The organism is Antarctobacter jejuensis, from assembly GCF_052266595.1.
GTDB classification, from domain to species: Bacteria; Pseudomonadota; Alphaproteobacteria; order Rhodobacterales; family Rhodobacteraceae; genus Antarctobacter; species Antarctobacter jejuensis.
On the sequence record NZ_JBQQXJ010000001.1, the window covers coordinates 160120 to 185170 of the forward strand.

Genomic DNA, 25051 nt, shown 5'->3' on the forward strand with positions numbered 1-25051 from the left:
TGGCGGAGTGAACAATCATGGCCAGCGGCACCAATGGCGACGACAGCCTGGTGGGCACTTCTGGCGCCGACTCGCTCGACGGACTGGACGGCAACGATACCATTGACGGCGGCGGCGGGAATGACACCCTGCTTGGCGGCGGCGGAAACGATTTCTTCCTCGTGTACGGATCCGGCGACGGGCTTGACCAGATCGACGGCGGCGATGGTTACGACGTGGTCAAGGGGTCGTCCGGCAGCGACTACTTCTACGTCAACAGCGATCTGTCGAACCTGAACAACATCGAGGAAATCGATGGCGGCTCTGGCGGGACCGACCGGATCCTGGGCACCTCCGGCGACGATACGCTGGATTTTTCGGGCATCACCCTCACCAACATCGATGAGATCGACGGTGGCTATGGCAACGACTCCATCATCGGCACCGCAGGCGCGGACACCATCGAAGGCAACTCCGGCAATGATACCCTGCACGGCGGCGATGGCGACGACGTGTTCCGGATCTACGGCTGGGATGTCGGGCTGGACGAATTCCACGGCGGGGCCGGATACGATGTGGTGCAGGGCACCAGCAGCAGCGATTATTTCTACGTAACCAGTGGTCTGTCGAACCTGAACGGGATCGAGGAAATCGACGGCGGATCAGGTGGGTATGACCGGATCCTGGGCACCTCCGGCGACGATACACTGGATTTTTCGGGCATCACCCTCACCAACATTGATGAAATCGACGGTGGCTATGGCAACGACTCCATCATCGGCACCGCAGGCGCGGACACCATCGAAGGCAACTCCGGCAATGATACCCTGCACGGCGGCGATGGCGACGACGTGTTCCGGATCTACGGCTGGGATGTCGGGCTGGACGAATTCCACGGCGGGGCCGGATACGACGTGGTGCAGGGCACCAGCAGCAGCGATTATTTCTACGTAACCAGTGGTCTGTCGAACCTGAACGGGATCGAGGAAATCGACGGCGGATCAGGTGGGTATGACCGGATCACCGGAACCTCCGGCGACGATACGCTGGATTTCTCCACGATTACCCTCACCAACATCGATGAAATCGACGGTGGCCGCGGCAACGATTCCATCATCGGCACCGCAGGCGCGGACACCATCGAAGGCAATTCCGGCGACGATACCCTGCACGGCGGCGATGGCGACGATGTGTTCCTGATCTACGGCTGGGATGTGGGTCTGGACCAGTTTTACGGCGGCGCCGGACACGACGTGGTGCAGGGCACCAGCAGCAGCGACTACTTCTACGTCGGCAACGATCTGTCGAACCTGCACGATATCGAAGAGATCGATGGCGGCTCTGGCGGGTATGACCGGATCTTTGGCACCTCCGGCGACGATACGCTGGATTTCACCGGTTACACGCTGACCGCCATTGACGCCATCGAAGCAGGCATCGGCAACGACTCCATCATCGGCAGCCTGGGTGCCGACACCATCATGGGGGACACGGGCGCCGATACCCTTCAGGGCAACGCGGGCAATGACAGTCTTGCGGGTGAGGAAGGAAATGACCTTCTGAGCGGCGGTGCCGGGGATGACTCGCTTCGCGGTGGCGAAGGCAATGATATTCTCGAAGGCGGCGATGGCGTCGACGTGGCGGTGTTTTCCGGCCCGTTGCAGGAAGAGACGTTCAGCCTTCTCGCCGATGGCAGGTTGCAATTCTCCGACACCCGCGCGGGCGGTGAGGGAACCGACACCCTCGACGGGATCGAGCAGGTCCAGTTCGACGGTATCACCTACACGCTCGTCGTCGGAAGTGATGGCACCGACGGGGCCATGCAAATTGCCGACAATGGTGAAAACGCGCTGATCCTCGGCTTTGCGGGCGATGATACCGGCATCGGCCATGCCTCGGATGACGTGATGTTCGGCGGCACCGGGAACGACAGTTTCGACGGTGGCGGCGGACGCGATTACCTCGACGGCCAAACCGGAAACGACACCACGCGCGGCGGCGCGGGTGACGACACCCTGATCGCAGGCGACGGCGACGACCTGCTCGAAGGCGGCGATGACGCCGACAGTATCGTCGTCAGGGACGGGTTTGGTCACGACACGATTGTCGGTGGCGAAGGCGGCGTCGATTCCGATGAAATCGACATGCGCGACCTGAGCGACCCGGTCACCGTCAGCTATTCCGGTGACGCGGTCGGTACCGCCACCAACCTGAGCGGAACACTGACATTCTCCGAGGTCGAACGCCTCAAACTGACCCAGGGTGCGGACAGTGTCGATGCCACGGTCGACGCCCCCGGCGTCGAGGTCGTGGCAGAGAGCGGCGCGGATACCGTGCTCACCGGCAGCGGCGGCGATACGGTCGATGGCGGATCCGGAAATGACTCCATCGTGTCGGGTGCCGGGGCAGACTTTCTTGACGGCGGCGCCGGGGACGACACTGTTCTGGGCGGCGCCGACGAAGACACCATCGCCTATGGTCAGGGCGGCGGCACGGACGTTCTGGAGGGCGGCGAAACCGGCATCGACACCGACACCCTGCAACTGACATCCAACGGTAGCGGACAGGGCGCCACGCTGGTCTTCGGCGGAGAAGAATCCGGAACGGTCACTTTCGACCCCGCAACCGGAACCGCAAGTTTCACCGAATTCGAACGGATTGCAGGCTCCGATCTGGGAGATTCTCTGGACGCCTCGGTCACGACCGCCGGAACCACCCTTTTCGGCGAAGGCGGCGACGACACGCTGACCGGCGGCACCGGCGCGGACGCGCTCGACGGGGGCAGCGGCAACGACAGTTTCCTGGTTCAGGACGGCTATGGCAGCGACACGGTGAGCGGCGGCGATGGCGTGGACCTGCTCGATTCCAGCGCCCTGTCCAATGCCGTGACCGTCGCCTATTCCGGCAACGCCATGGGCACCTCTTCGGACGGGGTGTCCGGTCTGCAGTTCGACGGGATAGACCATCACCGTTTGTCCGAATTCGACGACAGCGCCGACGCCAGCGCAGACAGCCTTGGCACCCGGATCGATGCCCTAGGCGGCAGTGATTCCGTCGTGGGCGGATTCGGCCACGATACAATCGACGGCGGGGACGGCGCCGACACGCTGACAGGCGGTGATGGGGGCGACCTGATCCACCTGGGCGAAGAGGGCGACGTCGGCGACGCCGATCTGGCCGAAGGCGGCGCCGGAAACGACACCCTCTACAGTTACGAAACCGACGCCCTGTCGCAGGATACGGTCTCTGGCGGCGACGGCGATGACATCATCTACATGGTCGGCGGCACCAACCTGCTGTCGGGCGACGCCGGGCGCGACACGATCGTCGGCGGCGAGGGGCTGGACACCATCGACGGCGGTGCAGATGCCGACACCATCTACGGACGCGGCGGCGTCGACAGCATTGTCGGCGGGGACGGCAACGACGAGATTTGGGGCGGCACCGGCGACGACCACATGCAGGGCGGTGCGGATGCCGACACCTTCATGCTGGAGGATGCCTTTGGCAACGACACGATCGTTGGCGGTGAGGCGACGATTTCGGGCGTCGATTTCGACACCGTCGACCTGTCGGAGGTCGGCGTTCCCGTAACGGTCACCTTCACCGGCAACGGCTCCGGAACCATCACGGACGGCACGCACACCATCGTCTTTTCCGAGATCGAGCGGCTGATCCTGACCGAACAGACCGACATCGTCGATCTGACCGGCGATGCAACCGGGATGGAGGTGGTCACGGCCTCGGGCGACGATCATCTTGTCGGTGGCGACGGCGATGACACGCTGCACGGCAACGCGGGCGCCGACACCCTGATTGGCGGCGCGGGCTCTGACCTGATCTATGGCGGCGACGGCGATGACAGCCTTGTCACCGGAACCGGCAATGACACGCTGTACGGCGGCGCCGGCAACGACACGCTGACCAATTCCGCCGGCGATGACAGCCTTGTCGGCGGCAGCGGCGACGACAGCATCGTTGCCAGCCTCGGTAACGATACCCTCGAAGGCGAAGCAGGCGATGACACGCTGATCGGGGGCGAGGATAACGACAGCCTTGTCGGCGGCGACGGTGCGGACCTGCTGGATGCTGGCACCGGCGATGATTTCGCCGATGGCGGCGCGGATGCCGACACCTTTGTCATCCGCGACAACTTTGGCCAGGACACGATCGTCGGCGGTGAAACCACCACCACCGGCATCGACAGCGATACGCTGGACATGTCGGCCCTGACCGGACCCGTGACCGTCACCCTGACCGGCAATGGTCAGGGCACTGTCACCGATGGCACCAATACGATTTCCTTTTCCGGGATCGAGCGTCTGATCCTGACCGACTATGCCGATGTCGTCGATGCCAGCGCGGACGGGACCGGCCTCGAAATCATCGCGCTGGGCGGCGATGACACCGTCACCGGGGGCAGCGGCAACGACACGCTGGACGGCGGCGATGGCAACGACACCGTAACAGGTGCACTTGGCGACGACAGGCTGGACGGCGGGCAAGGCGATGATCTGCTCACCGGCGGTCAGGGCAATGACTATTTTGCCGTGAACGGCGGCAACGACACCATCACCGATTTCGGAACCGGCGAAAGCGGCCCAACCGGGGATGGCGACACCTCCAATAACGACTTCGTCGACCTATCCGGCCATTACGACAGCCTTGACGAATTGCGCGCGGATCAACGCGACGACGGCATCCTGAACCAGTCCAACACATTGGATGAAGAAGGCAAGACCGTCGACTATTCCGACAACACCCAGTTCGGAACCGGCTCGATGACGGTGACGGGCGCAACGGCTGAAAGCTACACCTACGACAATACAGGCGTCGTGTGTTTCACCACCGGCACCCGGATTGCCACGCCGCAGGGTGAAGTCCCCATAGACAGCCTTGGCGTCGGCGACCTTGTCCTCACCAAGGATAATGGCCCGCAGCCGATCATCTGGATCGGACGCCGGGACGTCGGCATGTCAGAGCTCGCACGGCATCCGGGTCTGCGCCCGGTGATGATCCGCAAGGGCGTTCTGGGCGCGCAGCGCGATCTGCTGGTCTCGCGCCAGCATGGCATCCTGATCGGCGATGAGGTCCTCGCACGCGCAGTCCACCTTGCCGATCTGGTCAAAGGGGTGCGGATCGCGCAGGGCAAAAGGCAGGTGACCTATGTTCACCTGCTCTTTGCCTCTCACCAGATCATCTTCGCCGAAGGCGTTCCAAGCGAAAGCCTCTACCCCGGGCCGATCTCGCTGCGGATGCTCACGCAGGAGGCCAGGAAAGAGGTTCTGGCGCTCCTGCCCCGGTCGGAAAATTCAGACGGCCACTGTCCGGCACAATCCGAATACGGCCCTCCAGTCCGCGCATACGCCAGTGGCAGTTCGCTCAGAAGCGGCCTCCCGCTCGTGCCGGAAAGGTTGGTCAAAAAGGCCGCTGCCCGCAAGTCAGGCAAGCCCCGGTACACCCGCCCCTCCGCGTCCGGGCGGAGCGAAGCGTCCTCACAACAGCTTTCAGGATGATCAAAGGAAACCGGCAATGAAAAAGCCCTGGCAATCGAATTCCAATCCGAAAAGACCCGCTTCGGCCTCTGCCGCGATCAAAATGAATCCCCTTCCAAAGAACCGGTATCAAAATCAGGTTCAACGGAAAGTCCCTCCCCCGCGTTTCGAGGCACAGAACCTTGCAGCGGCCCCCGCCAGTCCCCGTCCGAAGAGCGAGCATGGCATTGGCCGGGGATATTCCCCGCAGTCGCATGGAACCCATGCGCCCACGCCCACCGTCGGTCGTCCTGTGGAGGTTATGCCGCGCCAGACGGTCGGGCCGTCGCGAACCTATACGGTTACGCGCCGTGACAAACCCTTTTCGGTTACAGGGTTCCTGCGCGTTCTCAGAGAGTTGCGGCCTTTCTGAAAACCACTGTCAATCAGATCCCGGCAACGGCCAAGCTCACTGCCCGGGCCGGCCTCCTTGATGGGTATCTTTACAGTTACGCCTATATGGATTCCTGATTAAAAGGACCTAAGAACAGACCTTTTGGGGGCCTTTGCCTCAACGCAACGCTCTCGCCCTCGCCCTCGCGACACGAACTTGCCGAGAAGCGAAATAACCGCTTCAAAAGCCGCCAGAAAACTTCTTCGAGGGGATGGGATGGTGGGTGATGAGAGGCTCGAACTCCCGACATCTTCGGTGTAAACGAAGCGCTCTACCAACTGAGCTAATCACCCGACTGCGGGCGATTTAACGAAGGACGGCTCAGTGTGCAAGGGGGTCTGGCGGTGCTTCTCGCTCTGACGGTTCACCTGTCCAGCGTCGCGGGCCAGCGCCGTTCTGCCCCAACTGGTCCTGCGGGTTATAAAGCGGACAGTTTTCGAGGCTGAGGCACCCGCACCCCATGCAGTGATCCAACTGTCCGCGCAACCGCTGCAACAGTTCGATCCGCTGGTCGATCTCGTCCCGCCAGACCGTCGAGGCATCCTGCCAGTCGGCCTTGCGCACCGCGTCCCCGCCCGGCACCCGGTTCAGCACCTGACGGACCCGCGCCAGCGGAATCCCCAATGTCTGCGCAATGCGGATCACGGCGACGCGGCGCAATTCACGCCGGTCATAGCGGCGATGGTTGGCCTCCGTCCGCCAACTCGTGATCAGGCCTTCGGCTTCGTAGTAATGCAGGGTTGAAACGGCCACCCCCGCGCGTTTCGCCATCTCTCCCACCGTCAGATCGTTGCTGCGGATGCGCCGGGGCGGGATTTTCTTCGACATATCGCTTGACCTCAAGTTCACTTGAGGAAGCAGCCTAGGGAAACAAACCGAATCTGCAAGGAGAACCGACATGTCCGCAAAATCGCTGAGGGATCTCGATGACACCCGCCGCCGTAATCAGGGACGCAGCCGCCCTCACCCCACCCGTTTTCGCGACCGGCTCGCCCGCGTCTTTCGCCGCGGGGCCGACCGCCGGCAAGAGGCGCTGTTGCGCGCGAATCCGCATCTGGCCCGGGACGTCGGGCTGGAACTCGATGACCCGATATTGGGGAGACCACGATGACCCGCTTTCTGGAACGCCTCTTTGCCCCTGCCCCGGCCTGCGGACCGCTCTGCCGCGCCGTCGAAGAAGAACTGAGCATCATGCGCAACGCAGACACCCTGACCGCCAGTGCAAGGGCGCAGGTCCGGATCACGCACGATCGCAGGGCCTGAAACGAAGAAAGCGCGCCGGTTTGGGCGCGCTTTCAGCAAAACCTGGTGGGTGATGAGGGATTTGAACCCCCGACATCTTCGATGTGAACGAAGCGCTCTACCACTGAGCTAATCACCCGGTAGCGGGGCTAATACCCCCACCCGCCGCGCTGTGCAAGAGGCCTGCAGCGCAAAATTGGCTCGTGGACAATCCTGCTCTCAGACCGGAATTGGACATGGAATCGCGGCCCCGGCGGCACAGTGCAGAGTGGAAAGCAATAGCAAACTGCCCACTTGCTTGACTCCTGCCGAATCTCCAATGCACGCTTTTTGCATAATTTTTAACCTGGGTTGGAGACTCTAAAATGAAAAAGACTTTTGCTGCCGCAAGTCTTCTGGTTGCTGCCACTGCAACAACCGCAACCGCCGGAAATTACGAACCCTATGTCGATCCGCCGGTGATCGTCGCGGAAACTCAGCAGACCAGCAGCAGCGCCGGTCTTCTTCTGGCTCTCACGACCATCGTGATCTTCGCGGCTGCGGCCTCGGGCAACTGAACCACTGGATCCGGTCACTGGCCGGGTCCGAAGCTGTCGGATCACGGGACTTCAGATCCGGCAAACACGATAAGAGACGCGGGAACGCTTCTCTGACATCATCGGGCCTCACGGGACATCCGTGAGGCCTTTTTTTCATACCCGACAAGCCATAGAAAAACGCGCGGTGAATGCTCACCGCGCGTTCCATCTTTTTCAATCGGTCAGCCTCAGTGCGCCCGAGCGCCCGCCACTGTATCCTCGGCCTGCGCCTTGGCCGCCGCGGCGGCCTCTTCGGCCTCTTCGTCCCATTCCACCGGCTCCGGCTTGGAGATCAGCGCCAGTTCCAGCACCTCGGACACGTGCTTGACGGGGATGATCTTCAGCCCCTGCTTCACGTTGTCCGGCAGTTCAGCCAGATCCTTTTCGTTCTCCTCGGGGATCAGCACCGTGGTGATGCCCCCGCGCAGAGCGGCCAGCAGCTTTTCCTTCAAGCCGCCGATGGCGCTGGCGTTGCCGCGCAGCGTGACCTCGCCGGTCATGGCGATGTCCTTGCGCACCGGGATCCCGGTCAGGACCGAAACAATCGCTGTCACCATGGCCAGACCCGCACTCGGGCCGTCCTTGGGTGTCGCCCCGTCCGGCACGTGGACGTGAATGTCCAGCTTGTCGAACTTGGGCGGCTTGACCCCGATTTCCGGTGCGATCGAACGCACGTAGGAAGACGCCGCATCAATCGACTCCTTCATCACGTCGCCCAGCTTGCCGGTGGTCTTCATCCGGCCCTTGCCCGGCAGGCGCAGCGCTTCGATCTGCAGCAGGTCACCCCCGACCGAGGTATAGGCCAGCCCGGTGACGACACCGACCTGGTTTTCATCCTCGGCCAGACCGTAACGGAACTTCCGCACACCCAGGAAATCGTCGAGGTTTTCCGAGGTGACAGTCACCTGCTCCTCTTCCTTCTTGACGATCTTGGTCACGGCCTTCCGCGCCAGCTTGGCAATCTCACGCTCAAGGTTCCGCACACCGGCCTCGCGGGTGTAGTACCGCACGATATCGGTCAGCGCGCCGTCCTCGACCGCGAACTCGGACTTCTTCAGCCCGTGGTTCTTGACCTGCTTGTCCAGCAGGTGCCGCTTGGCGATCTCGATCTTCTCGTCCTCGGTGTAGCCAGAGAGCGAAATGATCTCCATCCGGTCCAGGAGCGGCCCCGGCATGTTGTAGCTGTTGGCCGTGGTCACGAACATCACGTTCGACAGGTCGTATTCCACCTCAAGATAGTGGTCCACGAATGTCCCGTTCTGTTCGGGGTCCAGCACCTCCAGCATCGCGCTGGCCGGATCGCCACGGAAGTCCTGCCCCATCTTGTCGATCTCGTCGAGCAGGATGAGCGGGTTCGTGGTCTTGGCCTTTTTCAGCGCCTGGATGATCTTGCCCGGCATCGACCCGATATAGGTCCGGCGGTGGCCGCGGATCTCGGATTCGTCACGCACGCCGCCCAGCGAAATGCGGATGAATTCGCGGCCCGTGGCCTTGGCCACCGATTTGCCAAGCGAGGTCTTGCCGACACCCGGAGGGCCGACGAGGCAGAGGATCGGGCCTTTCAGCTTCTTGCTGCGCGCCTGCACCGCCAGATACTCGACGATCCGTTCCTTGACCTTGTCGAGGCTGTAGTGATCCGCATCGAGGATCTCCTGCGCCTTGTACAGGTCTTTCTTGACGCGGGACTTGGTGCCCCACGGGATCGACAGCATCCAGTCAAGGTAGTTGCGGACAACCGTGGCCTCGGCGGACATGGGCGACATGTTCTTGAGCTTCTTCAGCTCGGCGTCGGCCTTTTCGCGGGCTTCCTTGGACAGCTTGGTCTCGGCGATTTTCTCTTCGAGTTCGGCGACTTCGCCCTCGCCGTCCTCACCATCGCCCAGTTCCTTCTGAATGGCCTTCATCTGCTCATTCAGATAGTATTCGCGCTGGGTCTTCTCCATCTGGCTCTTGACGCGGGTCTTGATCTTTTTCTCGACCTGCAGAACCGACAGTTCGCCCTGCATCAGGCCATAGACCTTTTCCAGACGCTCGCTGACGGAAAGCGTCTCAAGCAGTTCCTGCTTCTGCTCGACCTCGATGCCCAGATGCCCGGCGACCAGATCGGCAAGCTGCGCGGCGTCATTGGCCTCGCCCACTGCCGAAAGAGCCTCTTCGGGGACGTTCTTCTTGATCTTGGAGTAACGTTCGAATTCTTCGGCAACCGTATGCACCAGCGCCTCGATGGCGGCGGTATCGCCCGGCATCTCGTCCAGATGCACGGCGCGGGCCTCGAAGAAGCTGTCGTTCTCCAGATATTCTTCGATGCGCACGCGGGTCTGGCCCTCGACCAGCACCTTGACGGTGCCATCGGGCAGTTTCAGCAGTTGCAGCACATTGGCCAGCACACCGGCCTGATAGATGCCATCGGTGCCGGGATCGTCGATCGACGGATCAATTTGCGACGCAAGCAGGATCTGCTTGTCATCGTTCATCACCTCTTCCAGCGCCCGCACCGATTTCTCGCGCCCCACGAAGAGCGGCACGATCATATGCGGGAACACCACGATGTCCCGCAGCGGCAGCACCGGATAAGATGGATTGAGGGGTTGTTTCATGCTCGTGTCCTGTTCTTGGCAAGACTCCCCAGCCCCGCGTCGCGGCAGCTTTTGGGTTGTCTCCGTCATGAGGGCTATATGTGGTGTCCGCGCGTCAGGATTCAAGCGCGCCGACCCCGGCCCGGAATACAGCGCAGCATGACCTCGCCCTTCGCCACGTGCAAGGCGGCAATGCATGCAATCGGGTCTTTTACGATATGAAAATCAGTATCGGACCGGACCCGGCGTATGCCCCGACTGGCGGGGCATACCTTGTTGATGGCGCGGGCCGTTCAGGCGGCCTTGTCTGTCAGGGTCGGATAGTCGGTATAGCCTTCGCGGCCGCCCCCGTAGAAGGTGCTCTGATCCGCGTCATTCAGCTCCGCGCCCAGTTCCAACCGGCGCGGCAGGTCCGGATTGGCGATGAAGGGCACGCCAAAGGCCACCAGATCCGTCGCCCCTTCTGACACGCGCCGGATCGCCATCTTGCGATCATAGCCGTTGTTGCCCATCCACGCGCCGTCGAACCGCGCCTTGAGCGCGCCAAGGTCGGTGCCTTCGGGCAGGTCGCGCGGCCCGCCGGTCTGGCCTTCGATCATGTGCAGATAGGCCAGTCCCCGGCCCGAGACGAAATCGACGAGGAAATTCGCCAGCGCTGCCGGATCACTGTCGACGGCCCCGTTGGCGCCGGAAAACGGCGACAGCCGCACCCCCACCCGCGCCGGTTCCCAGGCACCGGTCACCACGTCCAGAACCTCGCCCAGCAGGCGCGCGCGGTTTTCGAAAGAGCCGCCGTATTCATCGGTGCGGTGGTTCGGCCCGTCCTTCAGGAACTGGTCCAGCAGATAACCATTCGCGGCGTGCACCTCGACCCCGTCGAACCCCGCCGCCTTAGCGTTCAGCGTGGCCCGGCGGAAATCCTCGACGATGCGCGGCAGTTCATCCTGTTCCAACGCGCGCGGCTCGGACACATCGACCATCTGCGTGCCGTCAAAGGTCGGCACACCCTCGGCGCGGATGGCCGAGGGCGCCACCGGCGCCTTGCCGCCCTCCTGCAGGGAGGTATGGCTGACCCGGCCCACATGCCACAGCTGCAGCACGATCCGGCCACCGGCCTCATGCACCGCATCCGTCACCCGCTTCCACGCGGCGACCTGCGCATCGCTGTAGATCCCCGGCGTCCAGGCATAGCCCTTGCCCTCGGGCGAAATCTGCGTGGCCTCGGTGATGATCAACCCGGCCCCGGCGCGCTGGCTGTAATAGTCGACGTGCAAATCGCCGGGCACGTCATCATAGGCGCGGTTGCGGGTCAGCGGGGCCATGACGATGCGGTTCTTGAGGTCCATCGCACCGATGGTCACGGGTTCGAACAGGCTGCTGGGCATGGAAGGCTCCTTTGCTCCGAAGGCATTGACCGTCAGCAGATAAGCACGCCCGCGCCCTGCCCAACCGCCCCGTGCCGCGTTTTCCCGGACAACGGCTGTGCGCCCGCGCGCAGAAGTTTTCCGGAACCAAATCGCGACAGGCAAATCAGGCATGATTGATGTATCAATTCACCCTCCGCCCGCTGAAAACCCGCGACTTTTCGCCCACATCGGGCAGAACCCTTGCATCAATCGTCGCAAAACCTTCATTTTACTTTCACACCGACCGCGCCTAGGCGGAGCCTGACAGCCCCCTCCGGCACGAGGATGGGCAAGAGGAAAAAGAGGAGTTTTAACAATGCGCATTGCGATCCTTGGCGGCGACGGTTTCGTCGGCTGGCCCACCGCCCTGCACCTGTCCAATGCCGGACATGACGTGCATATCCTCGACAACCTTTCGCGCCGCTGGATCGACACCGAACTTGGCGTCCAATCGCTCACCCCGATGGATTCGATCCAGGAACGCTGCCGCATCTGGAAGGAAACCACCGGCCAGACGATCCATTTCCACCTGCTCGACCTCGCCCTGGAATACGAACGGCTGAAACAGTGGCTGGCGGCCCACCGCCCGGACGCCATCATCCATTTCGCCGAACAGCGCGCCGCGCCCTATTCGATGAAAACCGACCGCCACAAGGTCTACACCGTCAACAACAACACCAACGCCACGCACAACCTGCTGGCCGCCATGGTCGAGGCCGCGCCAGAGGCGCATCTGGTCCATCTGGGCACCATGGGCGTCTATGGCTATTCCTCGGTCGGCGCGCCGATCCCAGAGGGCTATCTGGACGTGCAGATCGACACGCCCGCCGGCCCCAAATCGCAGGAAATCCTCTATCCCACGCGCCCCGGCTCGGTCTATCACATGACCAAGAGCCTCGATCAGATCCTGTTCCAGTTCTACGCCCAGAACGATCGCCTGCGCATCACCGACCTGCATCAGGGCATCGTCTGGGGCACCCATACCGATCAGACCCGCCGCCACGAACAGCTGATTAACCGCTTCGATTATGACGGCGACTACGGGACGGTGCTGAACCGCTTTCTCATTCAGGCCGCCATCGGCTATCCGCTGACCGTGCATGGCACCGGCGGCCAGACCCGCGCCTTCATCCACATTCAGGATTCGGTGCGCTGCATCGAACTGGCGCTTGGCGACGCCCCGAAACAGGGTGACCGGGTCCGGATCTTCAACCAGATGACCGAAACGCACCGCGTGCGTGAACTGGCGGAAAAGGTGGCCGGCCTGACCGGGGCAGAGGTGAAATACCTGCCCAACCCGCGCAAGGAAGCCGCCGAAAACGACCTTATCGTCAAGAATGACCAGTTCCTTGCGCTGGGGCTGAACCCGATCACGCTGGCAGAGGGGCTCTTGTCAGAGGTCGTCGATGTGGCGAAGAAATACGCCCACCGGATCGACCGCAACCGCGTCGCCGCCGTATCGGCCTGGACCCGGGACATCGCCGCCAAGGTCGACCATGATCCCGAGGGCAAGGCGCTGCGGTCCGTGTCATGAGACGGGCCTATGTGACACTGGTGACAAACGCGGATTTTGCGCTTGGGGCCAAGGCCTTGCTGCATTCTCTTAACCTGACCGGGACGACGGCGGACCGGGTGGTGCTGCACACCCGCGGGACACCGGCCAAGGCGCTGGAACCACTCTCCGCCCTGGGCGCCACACTGGTCGAGACCGACCTTCTGCCCACCTCAGACGCCTTCAACGCCGCCCATGCACGTGAGGCGCTGCATGGCCGCGCGCCTTTCACCAAGGGCGTTAAACCGGCCTTCCACACCCCGCTCGACAATTTCTGCAAGCTGCGGCTGTGGCAGCTGGACTATGACCGCGTGGTCTTTCTGGATGCCGATACGCTGGTCCTGCGCAACATCGACAGGCTCTTCGACTACCCGGAATTCTGCGCCGCCCCCAATGTCTATGAAAACCTCGAAGACTTTCACCGGATGAATTCCGGTGTCTTCACCGCCCGCCCCTCGGCGCGGACCTATCAGGCCATGCTGCAACGGCTGGACCGGCCCGGCGCCTTTTGGCGGCGCACGGATCAGACCTTTCTGCAAGAGTTCTTCCCGGACTGGAACGGCCTGCCGATCCGCTACAACACGCTGCAATACCTCTGGTTCAACCTGCCGGGGCTGTGGAACTGGGAGGACATCAGCGTGCTGCATTTCCAGTATGAAAAACCGTGGCAGGACCACGCCAAGGCGCATCGCCTGCGCCCGCTGATCGACCTCTGGCGGGTCTATGCCGCCGGTGGCACCCCGGATCTGGCGGCCCTGCCCCGCGCCGCATGATCGCCCTGACCGGCGCCTCCGGCCTTGTTGGCCGGTTTCTGCTCTCGGGCCTGCCCGGCCCGATGGTCACGCTGGGCCGCACCCCCGTTGCGGGCTTTGCGCAAAGGCCGTGGGATCTCACCGGTCCCGCGCCTGACCTGTCAGGCGTCACCACCCTGGTGCATGCCGCCTTTTCCCATGTGTCCGGGCGCTATCGCGGCGGCGAAGGCGACGACCCAGAGCGCTTCCTGCGCGCCAACCTCGACGGCACGCGCCACCTGTTCGACGCCGCCGCTCAGGCGGGCGTGACCCGCATTCTCTTTCTGTCCTCCCGCGCGGTTTTCGACGGCCTGCCCGACGACACCCCGCTGACAGAGGACACTCCCCCGCATCCCGCCTCGCTTTACGGTCGGGTCAAGGCAGAGGCAGAGGCCCATCTCGCCGCCCTGCCCCTGACCGGTCAAAGCCTGCGCGCCACCGGCATTTTCGGCCCCGGCCCAGGTCACAAATGGCAGGGCCTCTTCCGCGACTATCTCGCAGGCCATCCCATTGCGCCCCGGCGCGGCACCGAACTGCATGGCGCCGATCTGGCCGAGGCCTGCCAACTGCTGCTGAACAGCCCGGCAACCGGCGCCTTCCACGCCTCCGACCTCCTGCTGGACCGGCACGACCTGCTGTCAGAGGTTCAGCGCCTCACCGGCACCCCGCATCCACCCCCCGCCCGCAGCACCCGCGCCGTCAATCCGCTGATCTGCCAGCGCCTGCCTGCCATGGGCTGGCGTCCCGGCGGATTGCCCCGCCTGCACCGCAGCCTGCCCGCCCTGCTGGCCGACAGCTGACCGCGCCGCCCCCCGCGCGACCGCGGCACCTCTGTTCGCCGGAGCCATCCCTCGCTTGATGCCGATCAGGGCCAGAGGCCGGTCCCCTGCAAGGGGGCGCAGCCCCGCGCATCGCGCGGCTTGCCCTTGCAGGGGGCGGGGCTCTGGTTCAGGCCATCATAAGCGCGGGATGGCTCCGGCGAACAGAGCCCTGTTCACGGGTGAATCCTGAAGCGACCACCGCGCCCGCAGGGCGCGCGGATCGCCCCACGCAGGCCGGGCGAAATCCCTCCAATTCCTAACAGTCGGTGAATTCGCCCCTGTAACCCATTGATCTGGCATTCCCCCTAAGCTGTCCACGCGTGGACAGCTACATGAAGCTACAGGGCGGCCCCCGCTCCAGAGGCGTGTCGATGCTCACCTCGGACGGCGCCCAGTCAAAGACCGCCAGCGCCTGCCCGCCATCAAACCCGATGAACAGCCGCCCGGTCTCGGGCTGCAGCGCCACCCCCTCGGCGTCATACCCCCAGGCCGACAGCGGGGTGACCGAAATCACCCGCCCATCCGGCGCCAGTTCGAACAGGGCGTTCAGCCCCTCATTGTCATCCACCACAAGGATATTGCCCGAATACGGATCCCGCGCCACACCCTGTGGCTCCACCATGGGCGGGTCGAACGTCTCCCCCCACAACTCCATCAGGACGGTCCCGTCCGGCGCCACCCGCATCAGCCGCGCGGGGTCATCCTCGACCACCAGAAACGTCCCGTCCGCATCCCGATGCATGCCCTCGGTATCGCGGATCGTGGCACTCAGGGCAAAGACCGGCTCCAAAGCCTTTCCCCTCCGGTCGAGCCACTGAAAATCGCCCCAACCGTTGGCCACCAGCACGGCCTCCTCGGTCACCGTGACCGACCGCACATAGCCCATGTCCGTGTCGAACCGCAGGATCTCGCGTCCGCCCGGCGACAGCAGCACCAACTCGCGGCTCTCGCTCGCGACCCAGACGCCACAAACCTGCGCGTCATAGGCCAGGCTGACGGCCCGCACACCGGGAAAGGTCTCCACATGGCGCAACTCGGCCTCAGCCGGGCCTGCCAGCAACAGTGTCGTCAGGATCAGGTTCCGCATCGCTTCCTCCATCACCGATGGAAAAGACTATGTGCCGAACCGCAATCGGATCAATCCCGTGGGGCACCGCGCCGCTTGAAATCGCCGCGCCAAGGTTCCCTCCGCCCGTCAGACAGGCGGAATGTCCCCCTCGGCCCGCTGCGCGTGAAACTCCGCCTCGAAGGCATCAAAACGCCCTTCGGAAATCGCCGCGCGCATCCCGGCCATCAATTCCTGATAGTAGTGCAGGTTGTGCCAGGTCAGCAGCATACCGGAAATCATCTCGCCCGCGCGGAACACGTGATGCAGATAGGCGCGCGAATAGCCCCGGCAGGCGGGACAGCCGCAATGCTCATCCAGGGGACGCGGATCATCCGCATGACGGGCGTTCTTGATGTTCACCTGCCCGCGACGTGTCCAGGCCTGCCCGGTCCGGCCCGATCGTGAGGGCAGGACACAATCCATCATGTCGATACCGCGCTTGACCGCACCTACGATGTCATCGGGTTTGCCGACGCCCATCAGGTAACGCGGCTTGTCCTCGGGCAGCATCCCGGGTGCATAGTCCAGACAGCCGAACATGTCCTCCTGGCCCTCGCCCACGGCCAATCCGCCAACCGCATATCCATCGAAGCCGATGGCGCGCAGGGCTTCGGCGCTTTCACCGCGCAGATCCTCCTCCAGCCCGCCCTGCTGGATGCCGAACAACATATGGCCCGGGCGGTCGCCAAAGGCCTCGCGCGAACGGGCGGCCCAACGCATCGACAGGCGCATCGACTCCGCGATCCGGTCCCGGTCGGCGGGCAAGGCCGGGCACTCGTCAAAGGCCATCACGATGTCCGAACCCAGCAGTTTCTGGATCTCCATCGACCGTTCCGGCGACAGCATGTGCTTGGACCCGTCGATGTGGCTGCGAAAGGTCACCCCCTCTTCGGTCAGTTTGCGCAACTCGGCAAGGCTCATGACCTGGAACCCGCCCGAATCCGTGAGGATGGGTTTCGACCAGTTCATGAACCGGTGCAGCCCGCCCATCCGGGCGACCCGCTCGGCCCCGGGCCGCAGCATCAGGTGATAGGTGTTGCCCAACAGGATGTCGGCCCCGGTCTCGGCAACGCTTTCGGGCATCATGCCTTTTACCGTGGCGGCGGTGCCGACCGGCATGAAGGCGGGGGTGCGGATTTCGCCGCGCGGGGTGCGGATCACGCCCCGCCGCGCGCGCCCGTCGCGGGCCAGCAGTTCAAAGGATGTCTCAGCCATGATCTCCGCTCTACACGCATCCCCCCCCCGAACAAAAGCCCAAACTCCGCCTCCCGCACCAACCCGAGGCACGGCCCGGAACGGGCCACAGCCGAAACACCCTGCGCGCGCGCCAGCGCGCTCAATTTGATAGGAGCGCGGGGCAAGGCGCGCCTTGAAAATTGTGCGCCGGGACACCCGACCGGATCACGGACCCCTTGCCCATGCGCGCCGCCCCGGCCAGTGTAGCGCCATGAGCAGACCCCCCACCTACAAGGGCGGCATCTCGGCCGTCCTCGCCATATATGAGGCACGCCGCGACCCCCTGCCAGCAGCCGAGGGCGCGCTCTTGCCGCCCGCGGACATCGACCTTGTCCCTCTGACGCAGGCCGTGGTCCCGGACCCCACAGATGGCCCCCATGCGCCGCCCTTCCTCAACAACGGCCAACGCAAGATCTTTCAGTTGCGGCAGGAGTTGCAGGGATCATCGGAACTCACCGTCCTGCACGGGCTGGTCGTTTCGCACCTGCGCAAGCGCAGCTTTCCCGACCATGCTCCGCAGCTTTTTCAGCGCCTCTGGGCGGAACAGGGCGTGCATCTGTTGCAGCATCTCGACGCTCGCTGGATGGTCTCTGCCGTGACCACCTTTGGGGACCACGGGCTGACGCCGGTCCAGCGCGCCACCGGCCTCGCCATGTCGACGCTCTTCGGCATGATGAAGCTCTACGAATCCGAACGGCTCTACAGTGGGCGCGCACCGGATCAACCCTTTGCGCTGGCGAACAAGACCCGCGCCAAGCTGCCGCTGCAGATGGACGCCTATTCGCTGACCTCCGGCGGGCTGGACGCAAACCTGATTGCCCGCCTCTGGCAAGAGGCAGAGGGCGACGCGGTCATCCGCCCGCTGGCCCATCACCTTCTGGACTTGCTGATCCACGATCCCGGTGGCGTCTTCCGCAGGCTGTCGGTCATGAGCGCCCGAAAGACACGGCGCGACAAGGCCGAAGCCGTCACGGCTCAGTCGGCGCCGGTGGCCGCCCGCCCGGTCAGGTCAGCCGACAGGCTGCGTTGGGGCCTTGTCAGCACGATCAAGGCCCCGCTGTCACAGATCGCCCGATTTGCCGCTCACCACATCGATCTCGGGGCTGAGGCCCTGCATATTCATCTGGATGAACCGGATGCCGAGGCGGAGGCATTTCTCAGCCGCCACCCGCGTATCCATGTGACCCAATGTGACCACGCCTATTGGGAACACGCGGGCCGGGCGCGGATGTCGGCGCATCAATTGCGGCAGGCCTTCAATGCCACCCGCTGCCTGCGCGCCACCGCTGACAGCCTCGACTGGCTGGGCCATATCGACGTGGATGAATTCATCATCGCGCAACGCCCCGTCAAGGACGTCCTGTTCCACGCCGATCCGCAGGCGGCCATCGCCAAGATGCCCCCGGCAGAGGCCCTGGCCCCCGTCACTGGCGACCCAACCCATTTCAAGCTGTCCCACGCGCAAGCGGGCGTGAAAAAGGCCCTGCTGCAGGAAATCTACCCCACGTTCGGACTGCATCTTTACGGCGGTTTTCTCAGTCACACGGGCGGCAAGGTCTTTGCCCGCCCGGGCATTCCCGATACCCGGCTGGGCATCCATACGCTGAAATACAAGGGCGAGGACGTCACCAACAAGACCCGCGCCGAGGGGCTGTTCCTTGCCCATTTCCACGCCCCAAGCTGGGAGCATTTCCGCAGCCATCTGGATTTCCGACGCGACCACGGCTCCTACCGCCGTCCTGCGGACCGCAGCGAAATGGGTCAGGCGGAACTCTTCGATTTCCTGATGCAAGAGGAGGGCGATGCAGGCCTGCGCGCCTTTTTCGAAGAAGTCTGCGCCGACACCCCCGCGTTGCGCGACCGGCTGGCGCGCCACGACATGCTGCTGACCCATGACTTCGACTTCGACGCCACCACGCGCCGTGTCTTTGGGGACTTGCCATGATCCGCTGGGGCACTGTTTCCACCATGAAGGCCCCGAAGGAGGCGATCCTGAACTTCGCCGCCTGGCATCTGGAACTGGGGGCGCACCGCCTGTACATCTACCTTGACGACAACGTGCCGGACACAGAGGCCGTACTGTCCGCACATCCAAAGATCCGCGTCAAACACACCGACGCCGCCTATTGGGCCAAACGCAAGGGACGGCCAGAGGTCAGCCGGAACCGGCAGACCGCAAATGTCCGCCATGCCAACAACCGCAAGGTTGAATGCGACTGGCTGTGCCACATCGACGTGGACGAATTCCTGCTGCCGCAACACCCCGTTGCGGATCAACTGGCGGAATTGCCTGCAGATTGCCTCTGCGCCCGCGTCCGCCCAGTTGAGGCGCTGGCCCCCGGCGAGGCCGCCGCGCCGGGGGAAACCCTGTTCAAGGCCTTTCATCTGGAACAGGACGCGCGCCGACAGGCGGCAGAGGCCTGCTTTCCCACATGGGGCCGCCACCTGTCGGGCGGGTTTCTCAGCCATGTGGCGGGCAAGCTGTTCTTTCGCACCGGGATCAAGGGCCTGCAGGTCAAGATCCACAACATGTTTCTCAAGGATGAGATGAACATCGGCGAGCGCGCCCTTACCGGGACCGAATTGGGCCACTTCCATGCCGCCGACTGGGACCATTTCCGCGAGCAGATGCGTTGGCGGCTGGCGACGGGATCCTATCGGCCCGAGCTCAAGGCGCAGACCCGCGCGCCCGGCGCGCTGAACCTGCATGCGCTCTTGGGCATGATAAACGACACCGGCGGCGAGGCCGCGCTGCGCCTGTTCTTTGACGAGGTCTGCACCGCCACGCCAGAGCTTGTCAGCCGGCTTGAGGCACAGGGTCTGCTGCGGCGGCATGAAATGCAGCTGGACCAACTGCGCGCGCGCCATTTCCCCAACGTCAAAACCGGTTAATTCGGCCTAAACCCGCAGATTGGGTGAGAAATTCGCCTGTTAACGCGCATAACCGCAGGCTCTGATTGACGTTTGCCCGAGTTTTCCGTATGGCAGGCGGCATCTGGGGTAAGCGTATTAAGAGTTCAGGCCATCCGGGCCCGCCCCCCTATCAGACGCGCGGGCCAGGTAACAGTGTCCGCACAACATGGACACACATGACAAAATTCAGCGACCTGAACCTCAGCCCCAAAGTGCTCAAAGCCGTCGAAGAAGCTGGCTATGAGACCCCCACCCCCATTCAGGCGGGCGCCATTCCCTCTGCCCTGGAAGGCAAGGACGTGCTGGGCATCGCCCAGACCGGCACCGGCAAGACCGCCAGCTTTACGCTGCCAATGATCTGCAAACTGGCCCGTGGACGCGCCCGCGCGCGGATGCCGCGCAGCCTTGTGCTGTGCCCGACGCGCGAACTGGCCGCGCAGGTGGCCGAGAACTTCGACACCTATTCCAAACATGTCAAACTGACCAAGGCGCTGCTGATCGGCGGCGTTTCCTTCAAGGAACAGGATGCGCTGATCGACAAGGGCGTCGACGTCCTGATCGCCACACCGGGCCGCCTTCTGGACCATTTCGAACGCGGCAAACTGCTGTTGACGGGCATCGAGATCATGGTCGTCGATGAGGCCGACCGGATGCTGGACATGGGCTTTATCCCCGATATCGAACGCATCTTCTCTCTGACGCCGTTCACCCGCCAGACGCTGTTTTTCTCCGCCACCATGGCGCCCGAGATTGAGCGCATCACCAACACCTTCCTCTCCGCACCCGTGCGGGTCGAGGTTGCCCGTCAGGCCTCGGCCTCGGAAACCATCGAACAGGGGGCCGTTGTCTTTCGCCCGTCCCGCAAGGATCGCGAAGCGAGTGAGAAGCGCCGCGTGCTGCGTGCCCTGATCGATTCCGAGGGCGAAAGCTGCACCAACGCCATCATCTTCTGCAACCGCAAGGTGGACGTGGATGTGGTGGCCAAGTCGCTGAAGAAATACGGCTATAACGCCGCCCCGATCCACGGCGATCTTGATCAGTCGCAGCGCACGAAAACGCTGGACGGGTTCCGGGACGGCTCTTTGCGTCTGCTGATCGCCTCGGACGTGGCGGCGCGCGGGCTGGATATCCCGGCCGTGAGCCATGTGTTCAACTTTGACGTGCCCAGCCATGCCGAAGACTATGTGCACCGCATCGGCCGCACCGGTCGAGCCGGTCGCTCCGGCAAGGCCTACACGATCTGCGTTCCGCGCGATGAAAAATACTTCGACGCGGTCGAAAAGCTGCTTCAGACGAAGATCCCGCGCCTCGACAACCCTGTCGCAGCGGTCGAGGAGCCCAAACAGGCAGAGCCCGTCGCGGAGACCCGCAAAGCCGACGACGCCCCCAAGGCCGAAGAGCGTCGCAACAGCGACAATCGGCGGTCCGCCAACAAGCCCGATACCCGCGCGCCCAGCAGCAAGCCGGAAAACCGCGGATCGCGTGGGTCGTCCGACCGTCGTGGCGGGCGCGACAAGACGGTTGTCGGCATGGGAGACCATATGCCCGAGTTCATCGCGCTGAGCTTTGACGAGCGTCGCGCCGGCTGAACCGGCACCCGCCCGTCAGAATCGAAAAGGCCGGTCCATTGGACCGGCCTTTTGCGTCTGGCATGGCAGGCGGCTGTCAGGACAACCGGCTGACCACCACCGTCACCTCGGGCTTCTTGCCGATCTCGTTCAGGGAGGTGTTGCGCACCACACGCCGCAATCCCTCCTCCAGCTTATCGTCGTCGGTCAGGGTCTTGCCCCCCGCACGCCCAAGGAACTGCGACAGATCCTCTTCGAGAATATCGACCAGCGGCGCGTGGCTGCGCCCCTGTTCCGGCAGACCCTTCAGGTCACACCACGGATCGCCCAGCGGATCATCCTGCTCGTCAAGGATCACCGTCACCAGCACATGCCCGTTCAGCGCCATGCGGATGCGGTCGCGAACGATCCCATCCAAGGCGCCGATCTGAACGGAGCCATCCAGATAGGTGCGCCCGGTGTCGACATATTCGACCACGCGCGGCTCATTGCCGGAAAGATCGATCATCATGCCGTTGACCGCCAGAACGCCGGCCCGCCCCTTGGCCGAGGCCAGACGCGCGTGTTCCCGCAGGTGACGGTGTTCGCCATGCATCGGCACAACGATCTGCGGCTGCACGATGTCATGGACGGTCTCTAGATCCGGGCGGTTGGCATGGCCGGACACGTGATAATCCCCCATCCCGTCATCCACCACGTCCACGCCCTTTTCCGAAAGCTGGTTCATGATGCTGATCACGCCACGTTCATTGCCCGGAATGACCTTGGACGAAAACAGGAAGAGGTCCCCCTCTTTCAACTCCAGCCCGTTGTATTTGCCCCGGGCCAGTTGGGCGCTGGCTGCGCGGCGCTCACCCTGACTGCCCGTGACCAGCAGCATGACGTTTTCACGCGGCAGGCGGGCGGCATCCTCGGGGCCGATCACCTTGGGAAAGCCGGTCAGCACGCCGGTTTCCACCGCCGCCTCGATCATCCGACGCATGGCGCGGCCCAGCAGGCAGATCGACCGCCCTGCCCGCTCGCCCGCCTCGGCCAGCGTTTTCACCCGCGCGACGTTCGAGGCAAAGGTCGTCGCCACCACCATGTTGCGCGCCTCGGACACCAGCTTTTCGACCGCCGGGCCGACCGTGACCTCCGACCGGCCCGCGTGCTGCGAAAACACGTTGGTGGAATCGCAGATCAGCGCCTTCACCCCCGGCTTCGCAACCTCTGCCCAGAGCTCCGGGTCCCAAGGTTCCCCGACCAGCGGTGTCCGGTCCAGTTTGAAATCACCTGTGTGAATCACACGCCCCGCGGGGGTGTCGATCACCAGGGCGCTCGATTCGGGAATGGAGTGCGAAATCGGCAGAAAGCCCACCTTGAACGGCCCCACCTCTTTCGTCTCGGGCCAGGCGGAACAGGTCCGCACGGCCTTGCCCTCTACCCCATATTCGGCCAGCTTGCCGCGCGCAATATTGGCCGTGAAGGCGCGCGCGTAGATCGGCACCCCCAGCGCGTCGAAGGTATGGCCCACCGCGCCCACGTGATCCTCATGCGCATGGGTGATGAACAGCGCCTCGATCCGGTGCTTGTTCTGCTTCAGCCATGTGATGTCGGGCAGGATCAAGTCCACGCCCGGCGTCGAGTCCATGTCCGGGAAGGTGACGCCGATATCCACGACGATCAGCCGTTCCTCGCCCGGCTTGCCGTATCCATAGACATAGCAGTTCATGCCGATCTCGCCGGCGCCGCCCAGCGGCAAATAGATCAACCGGTTCTCGCTCATGTGACTGCCTCGTTCTTCATGTTGTGTTTGTATATCTCGACCAGTCCGTTCATCGTCAGGAACTCGTCAAACTCATCGAACAGCGGCACCGCCTGCTGAAACAGCGGCGCCAGTCCGCCGGTCGAAATGACCTGCATGGGCCGCTCGCGCTCCGCCTTGATCCGGTCGCAGATCTCGCTCACCAGTCCGACGTAGCCCCAGAAGACGCCGGACTGCATGCAGGCCACCGTATTTGTGCCGACCACGCGCTGCGGCTTGGTAATGTCCACATGCGGCAGGGCCGCCGCTGCCATGTGCAGCGCCTCGAGGCTCAGGTTCACCCCGGGCGCGATCACACCGCCGACGTAGGCGCCGTCGCTGGCCACCACGTCAAAGGTCGTGGCGGTGCCGAAATCGACGATGATCAGATCCCCGCCGAATTGCTTGAACCCCGCAACCGTGTTCACCAGCCGGTCCGGCCCCACCGCCGTCCCGGCGTCCACCCGCACATCCACGGGCAGCGCACAGTCGGGCTTGCCCACCACCAGCGGCCGCGTATTGAAATAACGATCCGACAGGACACGCAGGTTGAACACCACGCGCGGCACCGTCGAAGAGACGATCACATCGGTGATCTGCGCCTCGATCTTCTGGAACTCCATCAGGGTCGATAACCAGACGTAATACTGGTCGGCCGTGCGCTGGTGCTCGGTCGAGGTTCGCCAGGTGGCGATAAAGTGGTCGCCATCCCAGATGGAGAAAACCGTATTGGTATTGCCACAATCGATGGCGAGGAGCATGCGCGGCCTATTCGAAGAAAACATCCGCCGCGGCAATGGTGACGCGGCCTTTAGGGGTCTTTAGGACAAGTTGCCCGGTGGCGTCCACCGTCTCGAACACGCCGGTGATCTCCTCGCGTGCGGTGCGCGCTGTGATCGTCTCTCCCAGACGCGCCGCACGGCTCAGCCAGAGGCTGCGGATCGGATCGACCCCGTAGGTACCGAAACTGGCCTCATACCGGGCATAGGCGGCGGCGAGCGCATCCAGAAAGGTCTCTGGCGTGACGCGCACCCCGGTCTCGGACAAGAGCGCAACCGGAGGGACCGCCCCCTCTTCGACCTGTGTTGGATCCGGCGCGACCAGCAGATTGACCCCGATCCCGATGGCCAGATGGCCACCGGGACCACCGATGCTTTCAAGCAGGATGCCCGCCAGCTTTCCGCCATTCAGCAGCACATCGTTAGGCCATTTCAGCGACAGGCCAACCGCCGTCCCGGTGACCGTCTCCAGTGCATCATACAGCGCCAGCGAAGCCACAAAGCTGCGTAGCGCGACCTTGTCCGGCGTCTCTGTCGGGCGCATCACCAATGTCGCCGCGAAGTTTCCCTCGGAGTTGACCCAGGCCCGGCCCCGTCGTCCGCGCGCTGCAGTCTGGCGCAGTCCAAGGATCCATTCCGGCCCGGACAAACCAGACGCAATCCGCGCCGCCTCGGCATTGGTGCTGTCCACCTCCGCCAGCACTCGTCGGGCATAACCTTCCGGCCAATTCGTCAATTCGCAAACCCCGTGTTTCTTTGGGCTAAAAATACCTCGGGGGAGTCGACCGCAG

18 protein-coding genes and 2 tRNA genes are annotated in these 25051 nt (G+C 63.7%); 10 read left to right on the top strand and 10 right to left on the bottom strand.

Going from position 1 to position 25051, the window contains the following annotated elements; all coding sequences use genetic code 11:
• Positions 1-17 precede the first annotated feature (17 nt).
• A complete protein-coding gene (locus ACTXGA_RS00800) occupies positions 18-5495 on the top strand; it encodes a Hint domain-containing protein (protein WP_443391190.1) in 5478 nt (1825 codons plus the stop codon).
• A gap of 629 nt (positions 5496-6124) precedes the next feature.
• On the opposite strand, the gene ACTXGA_RS00805 is transcribed toward ACTXGA_RS00800, so the two are convergent.
• Both ACTXGA_RS00805 and soxR read right to left on the bottom strand, forming a co-directional pair.
• A tRNA-Val gene (locus tag ACTXGA_RS00805) sits at positions 6125-6200 on the bottom strand.
• Positions 6201-6228: 28 nt separating this feature from the next.
• Positions 6229-6735 (bottom strand): redox-sensitive transcriptional activator SoxR, encoded by a 507-nt coding sequence (gene soxR, locus ACTXGA_RS00810; protein ID WP_443391191.1) that lies wholly within the window; start codon positions 6733-6735, stop codon positions 6229-6231.
• A 70-nt stretch (positions 6736-6805) separates the two neighbouring features.
• Between soxR and ACTXGA_RS00815 the strand changes: the two genes are divergently transcribed.
• Together ACTXGA_RS00815 and ACTXGA_RS00820 are read left to right on the top strand one after the other, a co-directional pair.
• Positions 6806-7018: a hypothetical protein gene (locus ACTXGA_RS00815; RefSeq protein WP_443391192.1), complete on the top strand. Its 213-nt coding sequence runs from the start codon at positions 6806-6808 to the stop codon at positions 7016-7018.
• Positions 7015-7170, top strand: a complete 156-nt coding sequence (locus tag ACTXGA_RS00820; RefSeq protein ID WP_443391193.1) for a hypothetical protein — start codon at positions 7015-7017, stop codon at positions 7168-7170. The genes ACTXGA_RS00815 and ACTXGA_RS00820 overlap by 4 nt, the downstream gene beginning before the upstream one ends.
• A gap of 43 nt (positions 7171-7213) precedes the next feature.
• Here the strand turns inward: ACTXGA_RS00820 and ACTXGA_RS00825 are convergent.
• Positions 7214-7288 (bottom strand) — tRNA-Val (locus tag ACTXGA_RS00825).
• A gap of 226 nt (positions 7289-7514) precedes the next feature.
• On the opposite strand from ACTXGA_RS00825, the gene ACTXGA_RS00830 reads away from it, so the two are divergent.
• Positions 7515-7706, top strand: coding sequence for a ferrochelatase (locus ACTXGA_RS00830; RefSeq protein WP_443391194.1), 192 nt, complete (start codon positions 7515-7517; stop codon positions 7704-7706).
• Between the two features lie 209 nt (positions 7707-7915).
• Here the strand turns inward: ACTXGA_RS00830 and lon are convergent, their stop codons facing one another.
• Both lon and ACTXGA_RS00840 read right to left on the bottom strand, forming a co-directional pair.
• Positions 7916-10324, bottom strand: coding sequence for an endopeptidase La (gene lon, locus ACTXGA_RS00835; protein WP_443391195.1), 2409 nt, complete (start codon positions 10322-10324; stop codon positions 7916-7918).
• Between the two features lie 272 nt (positions 10325-10596).
• Positions 10597-11688: an alkene reductase gene (locus ACTXGA_RS00840; protein ID WP_443391196.1), complete on the bottom strand. Its 1092-nt coding sequence runs from the start codon at positions 11686-11688 to the stop codon at positions 10597-10599.
• A 337-nt stretch (positions 11689-12025) separates the two neighbouring features.
• Between ACTXGA_RS00840 and ACTXGA_RS00845 the strand changes: the two genes are divergently transcribed.
• Genes ACTXGA_RS00845 through ACTXGA_RS00855 form a run of 3 tightly spaced genes read left to right on the top strand, consistent with a single transcriptional unit; the run spans position 12026 to position 14852 of the window.
• Positions 12026-13243, top strand: coding sequence for an NAD-dependent epimerase/dehydratase family protein (locus ACTXGA_RS00845; protein WP_443391197.1), 1218 nt, complete (start codon positions 12026-12028; stop codon positions 13241-13243).
• Positions 13240-14034, top strand: a complete 795-nt coding sequence (locus ACTXGA_RS00850; protein ID WP_443391198.1) for a glycosyltransferase — start codon at positions 13240-13242, stop codon at positions 14032-14034. Before ACTXGA_RS00845 ends, ACTXGA_RS00850 begins: the two co-directional genes overlap by 4 nt.
• Positions 14031-14852: an NAD-dependent epimerase/dehydratase family protein gene (locus ACTXGA_RS00855; protein WP_443391199.1), complete on the top strand. Its 822-nt coding sequence runs from the start codon at positions 14031-14033 to the stop codon at positions 14850-14852. The genes ACTXGA_RS00850 and ACTXGA_RS00855 overlap by 4 nt, the downstream gene beginning before the upstream one ends.
• Positions 14853-15201: 349 nt before the next feature.
• Here the strand turns inward: ACTXGA_RS00855 and ACTXGA_RS00860 are convergent, their stop codons facing one another.
• Positions 15202-15960, bottom strand: coding sequence for an SdiA-regulated/phytase-like domain-containing protein (locus ACTXGA_RS00860; RefSeq protein ID WP_443391200.1), 759 nt, complete (start codon positions 15958-15960; stop codon positions 15202-15204).
• A gap of 108 nt (positions 15961-16068) precedes the next feature.
• Positions 16069-17196: a tRNA guanosine(34) transglycosylase Tgt gene (tgt, locus tag ACTXGA_RS00865; protein ID WP_443391201.1), complete on the bottom strand. Its 1128-nt coding sequence runs from the start codon at positions 17194-17196 to the stop codon at positions 16069-16071.
• 232 nt (positions 17197-17428) lie between these two features.
• On the opposite strand from tgt, the gene ACTXGA_RS00870 reads away from it, so the two are divergent.
• The 3 genes from ACTXGA_RS00870 (at position 17429) to ACTXGA_RS00880 (ending at position 21719) form a co-directional block, all read left to right on the top strand.
• Positions 17429-19162: a glycosyltransferase family 2 protein gene (locus ACTXGA_RS00870; protein WP_443391202.1), complete on the top strand. Its 1734-nt coding sequence runs from the start codon at positions 17429-17431 to the stop codon at positions 19160-19162.
• Complete coding sequence (locus ACTXGA_RS00875; protein ID WP_443391203.1) at positions 19159-20109, top strand: glycosyltransferase family 2 protein; 951 nt, start codon at positions 19159-19161, stop codon at positions 20107-20109. Before ACTXGA_RS00870 ends, ACTXGA_RS00875 begins: the two co-directional genes overlap by 4 nt.
• Before the next feature lie 197 nt (positions 20110-20306).
• Positions 20307-21719, top strand: coding sequence for a DEAD/DEAH box helicase (locus ACTXGA_RS00880; protein WP_443391204.1), 1413 nt, complete (start codon positions 20307-20309; stop codon positions 21717-21719).
• Between the two features lie 76 nt (positions 21720-21795).
• Here ACTXGA_RS00880 and ACTXGA_RS00885 read toward each other — a convergent pair whose 3' ends face one another.
• The 3 genes from ACTXGA_RS00885 to ACTXGA_RS00895 are packed head-to-tail and all read right to left on the bottom strand — an operon-like array spanning position 21796 to position 24996.
• Positions 21796-23463, bottom strand: coding sequence for a ribonuclease J (locus tag ACTXGA_RS00885; RefSeq protein ID WP_443391205.1), 1668 nt, complete (start codon positions 23461-23463; stop codon positions 21796-21798).
• Positions 23460-24242, bottom strand: coding sequence for a type III pantothenate kinase (locus tag ACTXGA_RS00890; protein ID WP_443391206.1), 783 nt, complete (start codon positions 24240-24242; stop codon positions 23460-23462). Before ACTXGA_RS00890 ends, ACTXGA_RS00885 begins: the two co-directional genes overlap by 4 nt.
• 7 nt (positions 24243-24249) lie before the next feature.
• Entirely contained in the window at positions 24250-24996 is a 747-nt protein-coding gene (locus tag ACTXGA_RS00895) for a biotin--[acetyl-CoA-carboxylase] ligase (RefSeq protein WP_443391207.1), read from the bottom strand.
• Between the last annotated feature and the right edge of the window lie 55 nt (positions 24997-25051).

Bases quoted from the DNA above. Each gene is read 5' to 3' on its own strand.
- ACTXGA_RS00870 (WP_443391202.1), top strand. From the start codon at position 17,429: ATGAGCAGACCCCCCACCTACAAGGGCGGCATCTCGGCCGTCCTCGCC.
- ACTXGA_RS00855 (WP_443391199.1), top strand. From the start codon at position 14,031: ATGATCGCCCTGACCGGCGCCTCCGGCCTTGTTGGCCGGTTTCTGCTC.
- tgt (WP_443391201.1), bottom strand. From the start codon at position 17,196: ATGGCTGAGACATCCTTTGAACTGCTGGCCCGCGACGGGCGCGCGCGG.
- ACTXGA_RS00890 (WP_443391206.1), bottom strand. From the start codon at position 24,242: ATGCTCCTCGCCATCGATTGTGGCAATACCAATACGGTTTTCTCCATC.
- lon (WP_443391195.1), bottom strand. From the start codon at position 10,324: ATGAAACAACCCCTCAATCCATCTTATCCGGTGCTGCCGCTGCGGGAC.
- ACTXGA_RS00860 (WP_443391200.1), bottom strand. From the start codon at position 15,960: ATGCGGAACCTGATCCTGACGACACTGTTGCTGGCAGGCCCGGCTGAG.
- ACTXGA_RS00885 (WP_443391205.1), bottom strand. From the start codon at position 23,463: ATGAGCGAGAACCGGTTGATCTATTTGCCGCTGGGCGGCGCCGGCGAG.
- ACTXGA_RS00840 (WP_443391196.1), bottom strand. From the start codon at position 11,688: ATGCCCAGCAGCCTGTTCGAACCCGTGACCATCGGTGCGATGGACCTC.
- ACTXGA_RS00830 (WP_443391194.1), top strand. From the start codon at position 7,515: ATGAAAAAGACTTTTGCTGCCGCAAGTCTTCTGGTTGCTGCCACTGCA.
- ACTXGA_RS00880 (WP_443391204.1), top strand. From the start codon at position 20,307: ATGACAAAATTCAGCGACCTGAACCTCAGCCCCAAAGTGCTCAAAGCC.
- ACTXGA_RS00815 (WP_443391192.1), top strand. From the start codon at position 6,806: ATGTCCGCAAAATCGCTGAGGGATCTCGATGACACCCGCCGCCGTAAT.
- ACTXGA_RS00875 (WP_443391203.1), top strand. From the start codon at position 19,159: ATGATCCGCTGGGGCACTGTTTCCACCATGAAGGCCCCGAAGGAGGCG.
- ACTXGA_RS00850 (WP_443391198.1), top strand. From the start codon at position 13,240: ATGAGACGGGCCTATGTGACACTGGTGACAAACGCGGATTTTGCGCTT.
- ACTXGA_RS00800 (WP_443391190.1), top strand. From the start codon at position 18: ATGGCCAGCGGCACCAATGGCGACGACAGCCTGGTGGGCACTTCTGGC.
- soxR (WP_443391191.1), bottom strand. From the start codon at position 6,735: ATGTCGAAGAAAATCCCGCCCCGGCGCATCCGCAGCAACGATCTGACG.
- ACTXGA_RS00820 (WP_443391193.1), top strand. From the start codon at position 7,015: ATGACCCGCTTTCTGGAACGCCTCTTTGCCCCTGCCCCGGCCTGCGGA.
- ACTXGA_RS00845 (WP_443391197.1), top strand. From the start codon at position 12,026: ATGCGCATTGCGATCCTTGGCGGCGACGGTTTCGTCGGCTGGCCCACC.